The 16,525-nt window shown below is 44.8% G+C and carries 11 protein-coding genes and 1 other annotated feature; of the genes, 5 read left to right on the forward strand and 6 right to left on the reverse strand.

The window, feature by feature from the left end:
- Positions 1–191 precede the first annotated feature (191 nt).
- From KYJ26_RS06440 to KYJ26_RS06450, 3 genes are read right to left on the reverse strand one after another with little or no spacing between them, the layout of a single operon-like run.
- Entirely contained in the window at positions 192–1,367 is a 1,176-nt protein-coding gene (locus KYJ26_RS06440; protein ID WP_219166897.1) for an acetoin utilization protein AcuC, read from the reverse strand.
- Entirely contained in the window at positions 1,364–2,011 is a 648-nt protein-coding gene (locus KYJ26_RS06445; protein WP_219166468.1) for an acetoin utilization AcuB family protein, read from the reverse strand. The genes KYJ26_RS06440 and KYJ26_RS06445 overlap by 4 nt, the downstream gene beginning before the upstream one ends.
- 30 nt (positions 2,012–2,041) lie before the next feature.
- Complete coding sequence (locus KYJ26_RS06450) at positions 2,042–2,674, reverse strand: GNAT family N-acetyltransferase (RefSeq protein WP_219166469.1); 633 nt, start codon at positions 2,672–2,674, stop codon at positions 2,042–2,044.
- A gap of 253 nt (positions 2,675–2,927) precedes the next feature.
- Here KYJ26_RS06450 and acsA point away from each other — a divergent pair, with 253 nt between their 5' ends.
- The gene (gene acsA, locus KYJ26_RS06455; RefSeq protein WP_219166470.1) at positions 2,928–4,646 is read left to right on the forward strand and encodes an acetate--CoA ligase; all 1,719 of its coding nucleotides are present in this window, start codon (positions 2,928–2,930) and stop codon (positions 4,644–4,646) included.
- Positions 4,647–5,300: 654 nt separating this feature from the next.
- Here the strand turns inward: acsA and KYJ26_RS06460 are convergent.
- On the reverse strand, positions 5,301–8,258 hold the full coding sequence (locus tag KYJ26_RS06460; protein ID WP_219166471.1) for a transglycosylase domain-containing protein: 2,958 nt from the start codon (positions 8,256–8,258) through the stop codon (positions 5,301–5,303).
- Positions 8,259–8,436: 178 nt separating this feature from the next.
- Positions 8,437–8,645, forward strand: a binding site (T-box leader).
- A gap of 54 nt (positions 8,646–8,699) precedes the next feature.
- Between KYJ26_RS06460 and tyrS the strand changes: the two genes are divergently transcribed.
- Positions 8,700–9,962, forward strand: a complete 1,263-nt coding sequence (gene tyrS / locus KYJ26_RS06465; RefSeq protein ID WP_219166472.1) for a tyrosine--tRNA ligase — start codon at positions 8,700–8,702, stop codon at positions 9,960–9,962.
- A 136-nt stretch (positions 9,963–10,098) separates the two neighbouring features.
- Here the strand turns inward: tyrS and rpsD are convergent, their stop codons facing one another.
- On the reverse strand, positions 10,099–10,701 hold the full coding sequence (rpsD, locus tag KYJ26_RS06470; RefSeq protein ID WP_034765742.1) for a 30S ribosomal protein S4: 603 nt from the start codon (positions 10,699–10,701) through the stop codon (positions 10,099–10,101).
- Positions 10,702–11,035: 334 nt separating this feature from the next.
- On the opposite strand from rpsD, the gene KYJ26_RS06475 reads away from it, so the two are divergent.
- The 3 genes from KYJ26_RS06475 (at position 11,036) to megL (ending at position 15,194) form a co-directional block, all read left to right on the forward strand.
- Positions 11,036–11,626, forward strand: a complete 591-nt coding sequence (locus KYJ26_RS06475; protein WP_219166473.1) for a hypothetical protein — start codon at positions 11,036–11,038, stop codon at positions 11,624–11,626.
- A gap of 41 nt (positions 11,627–11,667) precedes the next feature.
- The gene (locus tag KYJ26_RS06480) at positions 11,668–13,485 is read left to right on the forward strand and encodes a sensor domain-containing diguanylate cyclase (RefSeq protein ID WP_257474908.1); all 1,818 of its coding nucleotides are present in this window, start codon (positions 11,668–11,670) and stop codon (positions 13,483–13,485) included.
- Between the two features lie 527 nt (positions 13,486–14,012).
- Positions 14,013–15,194 (forward strand): methionine gamma-lyase, encoded by a 1,182-nt coding sequence (megL, locus tag KYJ26_RS06485; protein ID WP_219166475.1) that lies wholly within the window; start codon positions 14,013–14,015, stop codon positions 15,192–15,194.
- Positions 15,195–15,283: 89 nt separating this feature from the next.
- Here megL and KYJ26_RS06490 read toward each other — a convergent pair whose 3' ends face one another.
- A complete protein-coding gene (locus KYJ26_RS06490; protein ID WP_219166476.1) occupies positions 15,284–16,318 on the reverse strand; it encodes a metal ABC transporter substrate-binding protein in 1,035 nt (344 codons plus the stop codon).
- Positions 16,319–16,525 lie beyond the last annotated feature (207 nt).

The following is a 16,525-nucleotide window of genomic DNA, read 5'->3' on the forward strand; positions in this document are numbered from 1 at the left end:
TCCTCGGCTACGCCTGCGGGGTCTCACCTGTCCAGCGTTTCCCGCAGGAGTCGAGCACCTTCCGCTCCAATCAACTGACGAAAAGTTTGACTATCACATAGGAAATGTGGAGACTTCTTATGCCACTGCTTTTTCATTCGTTTCAGACTGTATATGAATAGCAACAATCTTTGAGAAAACATCCTTTCTTTTTAACTACTAGGTTTTTGTCTCAATTGCTGGCGAATCGAATAGAGGGCTTTTTCCACGGTTTGTTTATTCTTTTCCGTGATTTCCTCTTTTCTTGGAATCGGTTTGTAGATGTCAAGGGCATCGGTCCATTCTGTCGGTAATGGGACGCCAGCTTTACTCTGCCACCTTTCAACCCATTTAGAGGGAAAGAAAGAGGTATGGTCCATCCGGCCGGTCATCTCCATCCAGATCAGACTCCAGGCTCTTGGCACGACTCTCCAGATGTCATATCCGCCGCCGCCGACCGCTATCCATTTCCCGTTGCAATACTCATGTGCAAGCTCATGGGCGATGCGGGGGATCTCCCTGTAGATTTCCATCGTGGCCGAGAGATGGGTGAGTGGATCGTAATAGTGTGCGTCCGCCCCGTTCTGGGTGAGGATGACGTCAGGCTTGAAAAATTCAATGACTTCACGGAAAGATGTTTTATAGGCATCCAGCCATGACTCGTTCTCGGTAAAGGCATCTAATGGGATATTGAATGAATATCCATAACCTTTCCCGTGACCGCGCTCATTGATATTGCCCGTCCCGGGAAAGAGGTACCTCCCTGTTTCGTGGATCGACAGGGTACAAACATCCGGGTCATCATAAAAGGACCACTGTACACCATCCCCATGATGGGCATCGGTATCGACATAAAGAACCCTGGCCCCGTACTTTTCCTGTAAATAGCGAATGGCCACCGAGCTGTCGTTATAAATGCAGAAACCCGATGCCTTGCCTTTGAAGCCGTGGTGCAAGCCACCCCCGAGATGAAGGGCATGCTTCGCTTTACCGGTCATGACATAATCGACCGCCGTTAGCGTACCTCCCACTAAATAAGCACTGGCTTCATGCATTCCTTGAAACATAGGGGTATCCTCTGTACCGATTCCAAACCCTTCAGCCTGATCTTGGGAAAGCTCGCCTGCACTCGCTCGTTTGACAGCGTTTACATAATTCGGGTCATGATTAAGAAAGAGCTCGTCATCTGTAGCCATCCGGGGAGGGACGATATCCTCGGGATCAAGAGCATTCACTTCTTTCAGCAAATCCATCGTTAACGTGATCCGGGTTTGATTGAAGGGATGCTCATCAGAGAACCGGTACCCGAGGAGCTCATCTGAATAGATAAAGACTGCATCCTTGTTCATGATGAAATTCCCGGCATGTTTGGCCATAACACGTCATATCCTTCTTTTTTTAGATCGTTGATCACATTCATCGGATTCATCGTACGCACCCTGAATACGAGGATTTTAAATTCTTCATCTTTTTTATCCGGATAGACGAGGACGCTTTGGATATTGGAATTGTTCCGTCTGATGATTCCTGCCACCTCATAGAGGATGCCTGCTTTATGGGGGACCTTCACTTCGATTTGAGAGCCGGGCTGATGAGCGCCGGTCAATTGGATGAGCGTGTACAGCAGGTCCGTTTCCGTAATGATCCCGACGAGCTTATTTTCCTTCAGGATCGGAAGGCAGCTGATATGGTGTTCGTAAAAAAGGGCCGCGACCTCCTCGACGAAATCCAGAGGATGTCCCGTGATCACTTCCGTCTTCATGATGAATTTAAGAGGGTTTTGTAACTCGGAAGTACTTGGCCCATCATGAAAAATGGAAGGTGTTCCGTCTTTGACATCACGGTCGCTCACAATTCCGACGACTTCCATATCGTCATTTGTGATGGGGATATGTTTGATTTTTTTGTCCCTCATCAATTTGATGGCCGATTCGATCGTATCGTCTGCTTTCAATGTTTCGATTTTCGTTATCATTATCTCTTCTACAATCACGTTCTCCACCCCTTCTAGAAAACTGTTACATTAATACATGAAACGATTCATAAACCGCAGCTGGTCGAAGCGTTGAATGGAATCTGCATCCACCCTTTTCCCGATCCTTGCCATCAGGCAGTTTGCCGGATGTGAACTGATTTCAGGATCATCGGTCGCATAATACTCCAAACCGCCGGCGTTCATCATCTTTTCCATCACTTTCCGGTATTCCCATACGTTCAAACCGGTTCCTTTGAGGTCCCAGTGCCAGTAATATTCAGTCGTAATGACGATGAAGTCTTCCATATGATCATCCATCATGGATACCTTTAATAGATTCTTCCCGACGGCCGCCCCACGATATTTAGGAATGACTTCGATGGCACCAAGCTCGATCAGATTCTCCATTTTTCCCTGTGACCACCGTTCAAGGGGATCGGGATATAAATATGTAACATAGCCGACAATGGTATGGTTGTCGCGGGCAATCAGGATCCGCCCTTCTGGTAAACTGGCAATTTCTACAAGAGCCTTGTGCTGCTGGGCAGGAGGTCTGAAAGCGACGAGGCCCTCATGAAAATCAAGGCGGGATAATTCCTCTGCCGAGATCGGCCCTTCGATAACGATGTTTCCTTTTGACGTTTTTAATTCTGTTGCGTTATAGGTTTTTTTCAATTTCATCTGGACACCACCTAAAGATATTCCTCTATTTCATTATACATGAAATTAAAAAAGAGAGAGCGCTTTCACGAAAAATTCAGACGTTTTGAGAGTGAATATTATTGTGAAATATTTAAATGGAACGCCATTTTACCAGGGTTTTGAGCGGATACAATAGGATCACGCTACATGGCAGATTTTTTAAAAAATTGAGAAAATATCTGATTTATACTATAATGAGATTGTAATTTCTTACATAAGGGGGATGCGGTATATGAAAGTGGAAGCGTTACCAGTGACAAAGGGAAACTATAATCTTGAAAGCTATGAAAATACGTACCAATCATTTGATTGGAAAGACGTCGAGAAAGAATTTTCTTGGGCGGAGACAGGTCGCGTCAATCTGGCACATGAAGCGATCGACCGGCATGCAGTATCTTTCAGGAAGAATAAAGTCGCTCTTTATTACCGAGATGCAGAACGTGATGAAAAATATACGTATTCTGATATGAAGAAGATGTCGAACAAAGCAGGAAATGTATTAAAGCGTTTTGGTGATGTGGAAAAGGGTGACCGTGTGTTCATCTTCATGCCAAGGTCCCCTGAACTATATTTCTCCGTATTGGGAGCGATCAAGCTGGGGGCCATCGTCGGACCGTTGTTTGAAGCTTTCATGGAAGGAGCCGTACGGGACCGCCTGGAGGACAGTGAAGCGAAGGTACTGATCACCACGCCTGAGCTCTTGAAAAGGGTACCTGTAAGTGAGCTGCCGAATCTGAAGCATGTCTTCCTGGTTGGAGAAGATGTTGAGGAAGACGATGTTCATGTGGACTTTATGGCTAAATTTGCTGAAGCAAGCGATAAGCTTTCGGTGGAGTGGGTGGACCGGAACGATGGACTGATCCTTCACTATACGTCAGGCTCTACCGGGAAACCTAAAGGAGTCCTTCATGTTCATAATGCAATGATCCAGCATTACCAAACGTCCAAGTGGGTACTGGATCTCCAGGAAGAAGACGTGTATTGGTGCACAGCGGATCCGGGCTGGGTCACAGGGACTTCATACGGTATTTTCGGTCCGTGGTTGACAGGAGCCTCCAATGTCATCGTAGGGGGACGTTTCAAACCGGAGAACTGGTATAAGACGATTGAAGATTACGGTGTGACAGTATGGTACAGCGCTCCGACTGCCTTCAGGATGCTGATGGGTGCAGGGGATGAAGTCGTGAAGCAGTTCGACCTGAGCTCCCTTCGTCATATCCTGAGCGTAGGGGAACCGTTAAATCCGGAAGTCGTCCGCTGGGGGATGAAAGTCTTCAACCTCCGCATCCATGATACGTGGTGGATGACGGAAACAGGCGGACAGCTGATCTGTAACTATCCAAGCATGGAGATCAAACCTGGCTCCATGGGGAAACCATTCCCAGGGGTCAAAGCGGCGATCGTCGATGATCAAGGAAATGAAGTACCTCCGTACAGAATGGGGAACCTGGCCATCAAGAAAGGCTGGCCATCGATGATGAATCAGATCTGGAATAATCCACAGAAATATGATTCTTATTTCATGCCTGGAGACTGGTATGTATCCGGGGATTCTGCCTATATGGATGAGGACGGATACTTCTGGTTCCAGGGCCGTATTGATGATGTCATCATGACATCTGGAGAAAGGGTAGGGCCTTTCGAAGTAGAGAGTAAGCTTGTTGAACACCCGGCAGTTGCTGAAGCAGGTGTCATAGGGAAGCCTGATCCGGTCCGTGGGGAAGTGATTAAAGCATTCATCGCCCTTCGCGACGGATACGAAGTGACCGATGAATTGAAGGAAGAGATCCGTCAATTCGTGAAAAAAGGTCTGGCAGCCCATGCCGCACCGAGAGAAATCGAATTCCGCGACAAGCTTCCGAAGACACGAAGCGGAAAAATCATGCGCCGTGTATTGAAGGCTTGGGAGTTAGACCTGCCGACAGGTGATTTGAGTACAATGGAAGATTAATGGATGGAGGGACCCCCGCTCTATATGAGTGGGGGGTTACTTGTGAGGTGCAAAACGGTTATTCGCAGACCGATTCAAATGGCAAATCACCTAACTTCCACAGTGTAAAGTCCTTAGAGATGCAAAGATCTCTAAGGACTTTTTCTCTTTTTCTTTTGTTAAATGAAGGAGGCTAAAGCCAGTTTGAGAAATAAGCGGAAGAATTCCGGCTATTGATTAAATAGAACTGGGATCACCTTAAATAGACGGAAAGATTCCGCCTATTTGCTCTAAAAACGTGGAAATGGCTAATTTTGCTTTGCTTAATCGGAATATTTCCGCTTATATCCGGAACAAAGCTTTATTCTGCAATCTTAACCGGAAAATCTCCGCTTATTTTAACGATCACTGGTTACTCAATAAAAGAAGGTTCTTATTAAATCACATATTTACAAACTCTCCATGACTAATTTCATTGATTTACTATGTGAATGAAGGAGGTGGTTTTTTTGGGGAAATCACCGTGAATGATATTGTGAGTATGTGTCTAAAATGATTGCAACTGTATACTTATCCGTTCCTTTGAGAGTAGGGGGTTTTCTAAATGTCTACTCATCATGAAACAAAAAAAAGAGGGAGTCGTCACAATGACGTTTCCCTCTTTTCAATCAATCTTTAGTTCTGTGCTGGTGGTTCACCCGGTTCTGTCGGCGGTTCTGTTCCGCCATCGCCTCCACCGCCGTCACCGCCGCCATCATCTTCTGGTGGTGGCGGTTCTGGTTTGTCCGGTTTATCCGGTTTTGGCGGGGGATCGGTTGGTTTATCCCCCGGTGGTTTCGGGTCCGTACCCGGTTTATCCGGCTTAGGATCCGGTTTTGGTTCAGGTGCAGGTGCCCCGATTTGTACCGTGTTCGATCGGGCAGACTCTTTCCCGGCTACATCGACTGCAACCACATAGAAAGAACCATTTCCGACGGATACAGCATAGCTTGCGCCCGATTGGACGCTTCCGACTTTACCGCCGGATGTGCTGTATACACGGTAACCTACGACGTCGCCGCTTGCGGATGGTGTCCAGGTGATTTTGTTACCATTACCGCTTGCATTGACGGTTCCAGGTGCGGCTCCGTCATCGGAAATCTTGTTTTCCGCGACAAGAACATTTTTAAATCGTTCGTCACCATCAGGAATCAGTTTATCCGGGTTCCCAGGGACAGAACCGAAGATGTTTTTCACAAAGTCAGGGTTCAGGATGACACCCGGCTGTGAAAATTCTTCAGGTGTATTCGGTAATGCCAAGTATTTCTTTCCGTTTACCAACACGTAACGGCTCATGAGTAAGCTGTCATCCGTTTTGGTCGGTACGAATTTAGCGTTGAATAAATCACTTTTTACAAGTCCTGCCTGGCTGCACGCTTCTGATGGAAGCAGTCCGGAGATTGAACAGAAGGATCTTCTGACAATGCCTTCAGGCTGCTTGAACGAGGCATCAGGGTCAATCAGCTCAGGAGCCAGGTCCCTGACATCATTTAGTAAATAAGACCATAAGCGGATATTACGCAATCCGTAATGTCCATATCGAGCTCGTGATGCAGCTGTATTCAATGAAGAAGGTGTATCATAACCGAACCAGGTTCCGAAGGTGATGCTCGGATTTGTTGCCACAAACCAGTGATCTTTATAATCCTGACTCGTTCCGGATTTACCGGCCCAGTCTGAATTGAAGTTCAGGAAGGTTTTCGCGTAACGTCCGGTACCAAGGTTATGATCCAGGGTATCCCTCATCATATCGATTGTTAAATAAGCTGTTTGCGGACTGAATACATCCACAGGGTCAGATTTATGTTCATAAACGACCGTACCATCTTTTTCAACAATTTTGTCGATCATGAACGCATCGATGAATTTCCCGCCATTGGCGAATGTCGTATAGGCATTCACGTTTTCCTCGACGGTCACACCTTCAGTGGTTGCTCCAAGTGTTAACGAAAGGTTATTGTCATATCTGCTGGATAGGGAGGTAAAGCCCATTTTCAGCAGAAATTCTTTAAATGGATTCCGGTTATAGATATTCGCATACGTCCTTACGGCAGGAATATTCAATGACTCCGCCAGGGCGTATCTCGCCGGGAAAAGTCCGCGTTCCCTAAAGGAGTAGTTCTCCGGTTGCCAGCCATTGATGTTAACGGCAACATCAGGAATCGGTGAACCTGGTGAAATATAACCGTATTCCAGTGCAGGCGCGTACGCCAGCAAAGGTTTCATTGTTGATCCGTTCGATCGATGTGATTGGGTCGCATGGTTGATTTGTTCCAATTTAAAATCACGACCGCCGATGAAGCTGATGATGCGGCCTGTTTTATTTTCAATCATCACGGCGCCTACTTGGACCGGCTGTTCCACCTCTACATCTTCACCTGTATCAGGGTCTTTTACCGTGATGGTTTTGGTAGGACCGTACATATCATACGCATCCTTCGTTTTCTGCATTTGGTCATAAATCTTCTTGTTGATGGTCGAATGAATTTCGTATCCGCTTTGACGGACATTCCGGTCTGCCAAAGTATGGTACTTGTCTTCAAGCTCATCATTGTTCTCAAGATCCTGTTCAGAGTAACCATCTTTCTTTGCGAGAACATTTTTCATGATATCCACCGCTCTGCTCTCAAGTTCGGCAGTCAGCCATGGATACTGCTCTTGAGGTGATGGCTTCGGCTTCACGAAATCCTTTGAGATGTCATAGGCAACGGCCTCATCATACTGCTTTTTCGTAATATATCCTTCGCGGTGCATCCGGTACAGGACCGTGTTTTTACGGCTCATCCCGGCTTCAAGATTCTCTTTCACTTCACCATTATTTTTAAATGGTGTATAAGAGAAAGGTGCCTGAGGAAGACCTGCGATGAATGCTGACTGTGGAAGGGTCAGATCCTTTGCTTCCACTCCGAAGATGCCTTTTGCGGCTGATTGAACGCCTGCGATGTTTTGACCGGAGGAATTTCGTCCGAGTGTCGCTACATTCAGATAAGCTTCAAGGATTTCATCTTTTTCAAAGAATCTCTCTAAGCGAAGAGCGAGAAGGATTTCCTTCGCTTTTCTCTCAAATGATACTTCATTCGTGAGGATTTGGTTTTTGATCAGCTGTTGAGTGAGTGTACTCCCACCCGATTGAGTGGATGAATTCGTGAATTCCTGAAGTACGGCACGCATGATCGCTTTTGGCACGACACCGTTATGCTCGTTGAAGTATTCATCTTCCGTGGCAATGACGGCATTTCGCAAATCTTCCGAGATATCTTCAAGCTTCACTTCTTCACGCTCCAGATCTGTCCGGAGCTTCCCCAGATACACATCATCCGAGAAGTAAAGACGAGAGGTTTCCTCGTAGTTGTAAATGTCCTTTTTCATTTGATCATAAGGACGGATCGGTTCTTCCTTGACGAGTGAAGCGAAATAGCCCGCTCCGACTCCTCCTGCAAAGGCAAATCCCAGTACGAAAATCACGACAAGGATCAGTGACAGGTTCCAGAATACTCCGTATGTAATTCTTGCTCGTTTTTGAAATCTAGTATTTGAAAAGAACCTGATTGCAGGGTCTAATTTTTCGAGAAATTTGTTCCATTTTTCCTTCATATATCATTCCCCCCAGAACATTCCCATTATAGCATATTAACAAGAAGGCTGTCGTAAAAAGTCAAATAAAATGGTCTTTTATCACGTGTTTAGTTGACTATTATTTTGGAATATGGTAAAAACCTAATATAGTGATCGTAATGATAATCCGTCATTTGACTGGATTTCTGTACAAATAATACATGCAATGAGAGGAATAAGTAGTCTGCCTTCCCTGTTACAAAGAGAGTCAGTGGTTGCTGTGAACTGACACAAATGGCCGATGAATTACATCCTGGAGCTTTTGTCGTGAACCTTAGTAGCGGCAAACGGTGAGAGCCGTTATCTCTATAGAGTGAAGGATGTTATTCCTTAATTTGGGTGGTACCGCGCGACAGCGTCCCTGCATATATGCAGGGACTTTTTTGTCGTCAGCTTGTTTATCAAAAGGAGGAAAAAAGGATGGATTTATTAAAAGACTTGGAATGGCGTGGGATCACGTATCAGCAAACGGATGCGGAAGGTTTGAAGGACCTTTTGAATAAAGAAAGCATTTCGATTTACTGCGGGATCGATCCGACTGCGGACAGTATGCATATCGGGCATCTGCTTCCGTTCTTGACGCTTCGCCGCTTCCAAAACCAGGGGCATCGTCCACTTGTACTTGTCGGAGGGGCGACTGGATTGATTGGTGACCCGAGTGGGAAAAATGAAGAGCGTAAACTGCAGACCATTGAAGCCATTCATGGAAATGTAGAGAGCATTAAAGTTCAACTGGAGAGCATTTTTGATTTCGATGGAGACAATGGTGCCGTGATGGTGAATAATTACGACTGGATCGGTGCGATGGATGTTGTCACATTCCTGCGTGACTTCGGTAAGCATGTGGGCGTGAATTACATGCTGGCGAAGGATACAATCTCCTCCCGTCTGGAATCCGGTATTTCATTCACGGAATTCACGTATACGATCCTTCAGGCGATGGACTTCAATCACTTATATGACAACTACAACTGTAAGCTGCAGATCGGTGGAAGCGATCAGTGGGGGAATATCACAACGGGCCTTGAACTGATCAGACGCACACATGAAGAAGAGACGAAGGCATTCGGCTTCACGATTCCACTTGTCACGAAAGCGGACGGAACGAAATTTGGGAAAACGGAAAGCGGAGCGGTATGGCTCGATCCGAAGAAAACGTCTCCTTACGAATTCTACCAGTTCTGGATCAACGCGGCTGATGCCGATGTCGTGAAATACTTGAAATACTTTACCTTCCTTTCACATGAAGAAATCGATGCATTGGCTCAATCCGTTGAAACGGAACCTCATCTTCGCAAAGCACAAAAGACGCTTGCTGAAGAGATGACGAAACTGATTCACGGGGAAGAGGCATTGGATCAGGCCATTCGCATAACTCAAGCCTTATTCAGTGGTGAGATCAAATCATTATCTGCTTCTGAAATACTGGAAGGATTTAAAGATGTTCCATCCTTTGAGCAGGCGAAAGGAGAAGAGGTTGCATTGATCGATCTCCTCGTCAATGCAAAAATTTCTCCTTCCAAACGTCAGGCACGTGAGGATGTAGGAAACGGTGCGATCTACATCAATGGTGAACGCGTTACGGATCTCCAGCATGTAATGGTCGAAGCTGACAAGATCGAAGGACAATTTACGATCATCCGCCGCGGAAAGAAGAAATATTTCAGAATTCAGTACGTATAATAGGATATAGAATCTATCAGCGCGGTATCCGTTTCTCTCATTAGGAGCGGGTACCGTGCTTTTATTATGGGAATTTCATGTTTTTATACACAAAAAAACACTGCCCATGGAATGGACAGTGTCTCTTTCACAAAGATTAACGAGAGTAGAACTCAACGATAAGAGCTTCGTTAATTTCAGCTGGTAATTCAGAACGTTCAGGAACGCGTGTGAAAGTACCTTCTAATTTGTCAGCATCGAAAGTTAGGAATTCAGGAACAAAGCTGTTCACTTCCATCGCTTCTTTGATGATGTCAAGGTTGCGTGATTTTTCACGAACTGAGATTGTTTGACCAGGAAGAACGCGGAATGAAGGGATGTCTACGCGAGATCCGTTCACTGTAACGTGACCGTGGTTAACAAGTTGACGTGCTTGACGGCGAGTACGAGCAAGACCTAAACGATAAACAACGTTATCCAGGCGGCACTCAAGTAGCGCCATGAAGTTTTCACCGTGTTTACCTTGTAATTTGCCAGCTTGGTCAAATAGGTTACGGAATTGACGCTCAGTTACTCCGTACATGTGACGAAGTTTTTGCTTCTCTTGAAGTTGTAAACCGTACTCAGAGATTTTTTTACGTTGGTTAGGACCGTGTTGTCCTGGAGCGTAAGGACGCTTTTCTAATTCTTTACCCGTACCGCTTAGAGAGATTCCAAGACGACGAGATAATTTCCAGCTTGGGCCAGTATATCGAGCCATGAATGACTCCTCCTTTATTGTTTTTATTTTGTTGTAAAATAAAAACACCTGTGAATAAACAATTATGTGCATTTTGTTTTCATGTACCTTCGCCCTAGCAGCAGAGGGTTACAAGATACACCTCAATATGTAGAGGAACAAAATACGAGCATAAAGGACTTCACTGAAGCTGCATTATTTTACACAAAGAATATTATATGACGTGAGAGAATAGAAGTCAAGGAAGTATTTTGAGATTCATAAGTCCAGATGAGAATCCCTAAACAAAATAGTCCATAAGTCATTTGTTGTGATATAATAAAAGTTGAAAATTATGTTAAATAGGTGAGCAGATTTGCAAGAATCCAATAGAGAGAAATTTCTTCGGTATCTATTGATCGGTCTGTGCATGCTGGTCGTTTTGGGAGGTTTCATTTATTCCTCTGACTCATCAGAAAAAGTCGATGGGGAAACACCATCCATCCAAGCTGAAGTACTGTCAGTGGGAAGTGAAACTAAGAACCCTGTCATCGCAGTGGCGAAGATGGTAGAAGAGCAGCCGGTCCTTGTCATATATGAACTTGATCGAAATAACCAATATTACTTTAAGGTATTACATAGTGTGTCGTTACATAATAAAGTAAAAACAATGAGCTTGGCAAAGGAACATAATGGAATATGGGTTCAATTGGAAAAGGGGAAGTGGGCGTTGTTTTCCGATGCTTTAGAGGTTGTGAAGGAAAGGAAAGATGCTCCACCAGACGTCACTACTAGCCGGAATCCTTTTTCACAGGAGAAGGGCGGATTCATCAGCCTTCCTGATCATATTCGATTGGATCTTTCAGGCAAAAGCGTGGAACCAAATGAAATTCATTCTATATCAGAAGACGATTCATTATGGATGGTAGTCTTCGAAAAGGATCTGGTACTGGCAAGGAGCCAGTGAAGTAAATGGTGTCACAAACCTTTCAGGTGTGGGTGAGAAAAATGTACGTAATTCAACATGCTTTGCATGAATACAAGTCAAAGCTATTCGATTTAATATATGAAGAAATGTCGGCGGAGAGAGATCAATCTGTTCAATTGCAAAAGTGGCTGACGGTCGTGAAGGATAGCCTCGAAATCGATCGGGCTTTTTTGTATTTTTATACCAATTCAACTTACTACCTCTATCAACCCCATCAGAATGGGGAGGCTCCTCTTACACTTGCTGAAGCCAGGGAAGAATATATTCTAAGTCCGGTCTTAATAGAGAAGGATGGTCTGTCATCCATTAAATTCCACTTCACGAAGAAGGATGGAAGTCCCTTGGCGATCCTTTTAGTAAAGAAGGAGGATTCGGGCGGATGGGCAGATGAAAGCTTGCTCCATTCTTTTTGGAAGGCAAGCAATCAGTTCTTACAGCATACAGGAGGTATCCAGACGGTCCTCGAAGACGAACGGAGATATCGGGAATTATTCAAAGTGACGGAAATTTTCCACTCGACGAGGGATGTGCGTACGCTTCTCGTACAAATCATCGAGACGTTGAGAGAGGTATTCCCGGTGGATGAATTCCATTTATTATTGTCAAATGACCGGTATGAGTTTGGGGAACTCCCCATCAAGAATTTTGACTTTGATCAAGCCAATGAGTCTGCCATGCAGGCATTTGTCAATGGCAGCATTGAAGCTGGGGAAGAAGACGTCCTCTACGCGCCATTAAAAGGAAAGCAGGGTATTTATGGCGTCCTGGAAGTGAAATCCATTTCCCATGATACGTTTACGGACCATAAGATCGAGTTTATTCGCCTGCTTGCTTATACGGCGGGGAGTGCACTGGAGAATGCCAAGCTTTATGAGCAGTCGAAGAGGCTCATCACCGATCTTCAGCTCATCAATGAAACGTCCCATCAATTGAATCTGAACTTACGACTATCCGAAACCGTTATGTTCTTAAAAAAACAGATTAAGCGTTCTTTTCAGGCATCAGCGATCGGGTTCGTCCTCCTTCAAAAAGGAGAGTACACCATTTTAGATGAAAGCTCCCCTGTCTTTTTTGAAGAAAAGGGAAGAAACTATATTTCTTACGTAAAAGAGCGGATCGAAAAGGAGAGGGATGCCATCTTTTTGGGTGATGTCAGCGACCGATTTGAAACAGCGGTCGACTTTCCGTCCATCATGGCCGCACCCATGATTCAAAATGAAGTCCTGATCGGATTCTGCGTGGTACTGCACAAGGAACCTTATATGTTCTCGTTCGATATGTACAAGCTGTTGCAGTCATTCATTCACCATTCAACCCTTGCCATCACCAATGCCACCCTTCGTGAAAAACTCGAGCATATGGTCATCACCGATCATATGACCAAGCTGTTTGCGCGGAATTATTTGGATGACGAAATGGAATCCTCCATGAATAAGGATGACTTAGGCACGCTGCTACTGATTGATATTGATGATTTCAAATCCATCAATGATAACTACGGCCATCAAATCGGTGATGAAGTCATCATAGAGGTGTCCAATCTGATCAAAGGCGTCGTCAGCCATCATGGTTTCGTAGCCAGGTGGGGAGGGGAAGAATTGGCCGCTTATCTGCCTTCCTTGGGAAGGGAAAAAGGCCTGGAAATCGCCCGCCAGATCATTAAAGATGTCCCATTGAAAACAAATCCATCAGTCACCCTCTCCTGCGGATTATCCATCTGGAGAAAGAACGACGACACCTGTCCCAAATCAGTCAAAGAACTGGTGAAAAAAGCAGACGAAGCACTCTACCTCGCAAAGAATAATGGAAAAAATCAGGTTGTCAACGATTGTGATTAAAGTAGTACCAAATTAAAGATGAACTGGGAAGAGCCATTTTGGTTCTTCCTATTTTATTTAGGTCTGCGTAGAGACTGATGTTTAAAAGGGTGATTGGACTAATTTCTTTACATTTAGCTATAGGAATCGATGACCAGATTACCTGCTAACAAAGTTCAGTAATGAAAAATGAAGCAATACATTCAATATTCTATTAGGTGAAGGTAGTTAAGCTTTGAAGTTGTAAAAAAACCAAAAAGTTGATTGTAGCGGAAGGTGCTCGACTCCTGCGGGAAACGCGTGAAAGTTGAGACCCCACAGGGCAAAGCCAGAGGAGGCTCAACTCACGCCCCGCGGAAAGCGAGCACCTGTAGCGGAAATCAACCAGCACCTCACCATATTGAGAACCAATGTTGACACTGGCTTCATATACCTAAACCACACCTTCCTTTATCACTTTAGTGTAACCGCTTTCTTTTTCCTCCCGGTTATCATATTCTAGAATAGTAGTTACTTAGACTTAAAGGGAATACTGGGAGGAATACTGAATGAAAGAAGAGAAACGTTTTGAAACACGGGTGATTCACGAGGGGTATCAATCGTCTCAACATTTTGATAGTTTAGCACCCCCTTTATACCAAACTTCTACTTATACCTTTGCAAATGCGAAACAAGGGGAAAATCGATTTGCCGGTGAAGAAGAAGGATATATATATTCAAGACTGGGGAATCCGACGGTATCCATATTGGAAGAACGGATGGCTTCATTGGAAGGCGGGGAAGCGGCCCTTGCTTTCGGTTCCGGGATGGCGGCTGTGAGCGCAGTGTTGTTCTCCCTGACCAAATCAGGGGATCATATCCTCTGCTCGCAAGGAGTATACGGCTGTACGTTCGGTCTCCTTGAACTACTTCAAGAGAAATTTGCCATCGGACATGACTTTTCTTCCATGGATACAGAAGAAGAGATCCGTGGCAAAATCACGGAGAACACAAGCTGCATTTATGTAGAAACACCGATCAATCCGACCATGCAGCTCATTGATCTGGAACTCGTTGTGAAGGTCGCGAGGGAAAAGGGGATTCCCGTAGTAGTGGACAACACATTCTGTTCTCCGTATCTTCAACGTCCGCTGGAGCTGGGGTGTGACATTGTCATCCACAGCGCAACGAAATACATCGGCGGGCACGGGGACGTGGTGGCAGGCCTTATCGTCGGTTCACAGGAAAAAATGGCCGAAATCCGGATGACCACCCAAAAGGATATCGGTGGCATCATTTCTCCATTCGATGCCTGGTTATTGCTGAGAGGATTAAAAACATTGGCCGTGCGCATGGACCGTCACTGTGACAGCGCTGAGAAGATTGCTGATTTATTAGCGAAACACCCTGCTGTAGAAACGGTTATCTATCCTGGACATGTCAATCACCCTCAGCACGGAGTCATGAAGAAACAAATGAAAAAACCGGGTGGGATGATTTCCTTTACGCTGAGAGGCTCGAAGGAAGAAGCACAGAAATTCATGGATGATCTCGATATGATCAAGATCGCGGTCAGTCTGGGAGATGCTGAAACGTTGATCCAGCATCCTGCCACCATGACTCATGCCGTCGTGCCTGAAGAATCCAGAAAAAGTATGGGAATCAATGATTCTCTTCTAAGGCTCTCCGTGGGACTAGAGGCACCTGAGGATATTTGGAGTGATTTATCACAGGCTCTGGACAAGGCGTAAGAAAAAGAAGAAGTAGCCTAAATTCAATATATGAAACAAGCGCGTGCCACGATATCGTGGCACGCGCTTGTTTGGTTAGACTGTCATCATCAATCATTTATGGCTTGCTCGAGAGTCTTGATGTTTTTCTTCATCAATGTAAGGTAGTTTTCATTGTTTTCAATATCCGATTCTGTTAATACAGAAAGGTTATGAACCTTCAATGGCTTTGCATTGATTTCTTTCTGGATGATCTCAGCAACCCGGGTAGTGACGTTTTGTTCGAAAATGACATAATGAATGGAATGCTCTTTGGCGGTTTCGATGATTTCCTTCAATTCTCTCTGGGAAGGCTCATCGGTAGGAGAGAGTCCGGCAACAGCTAATTGTTCAATTCCATAGGCGTCCTCCCAATATCCATAGGCAGCATGGGAAACAAGGATCTCTGGATGGTCACTTTCTTGAGCCAATGATGTAAATTCAGTATCAATACTCTCTAAATCTTTTTTTAATTCATCGAAGTTCTGGTTGAATGCATCTTTATGTTGGGGGTGAAGATCAATGAGAGCGTCACGGATATTTTCAGCCAACCCAATGGCACGGGTTGGATCTAGCCAAACGTGAGGGTCATAATCCCCGTGATGGTGCTCCTCTTCATGATCGGCATCACTTTCTTCGTGGTGTTCTTCTTCGTGATGTTCCTCTTCATTAGCACCTTCTTCCTCTTCGTGATGCCCTTCTTCAGAGTGATCGTGAGAGTTTGCGATGACATCGACTCCCTTTGTCGCCTCAACCATGATCGTGTCCTCGTTTTCCAGGGATTTAGTGATTTTTTCAGCATAAGACTCCATCCCAAGTCCGTTATAAATAAATAGATCTGATTCTGCGATGCTAATCATATCTTTAGATGTCGGTTCAAAGGTATGGGCGTCAGAACCGGGTGGGAGCAGGGATTCTACCTTGACCAGATCTCCTCCGATCCGTTCGGCAAAATATTGAAGAGGATAAAGGGAAGTCATGATGCTTATTGACTCTTCACCTTCAGATTGACTGGCGTTATTTCCTGTGGTTTTACTAGCCTGATTACAGGCAGAAAGAAACATGGGTAAGATAAGAACTAGTGAAATGAATAGGTGATTTTTCATCTTGATCTCCTTTAAAATAATGTAATCATCACTTTATCGTAATCATTACGTTTTGTAAATAAGAATTATTACGATTTATTTTAGATTTTTCATTGCACATCAATCATTTGTGTGATTAAATACTTTTAAAGCGTAATTGTTACGATTTATATTGGTGCAGGTGATGATCACTTGTTTGAATGGATCATCTTTGGCGGGGATCTACAT

This window comes from Rossellomorea orangium, from assembly GCF_019334305.1.
Lineage (GTDB): Bacteria > Bacillota > Bacilli > Bacillales > Bacillaceae_B > Rossellomorea.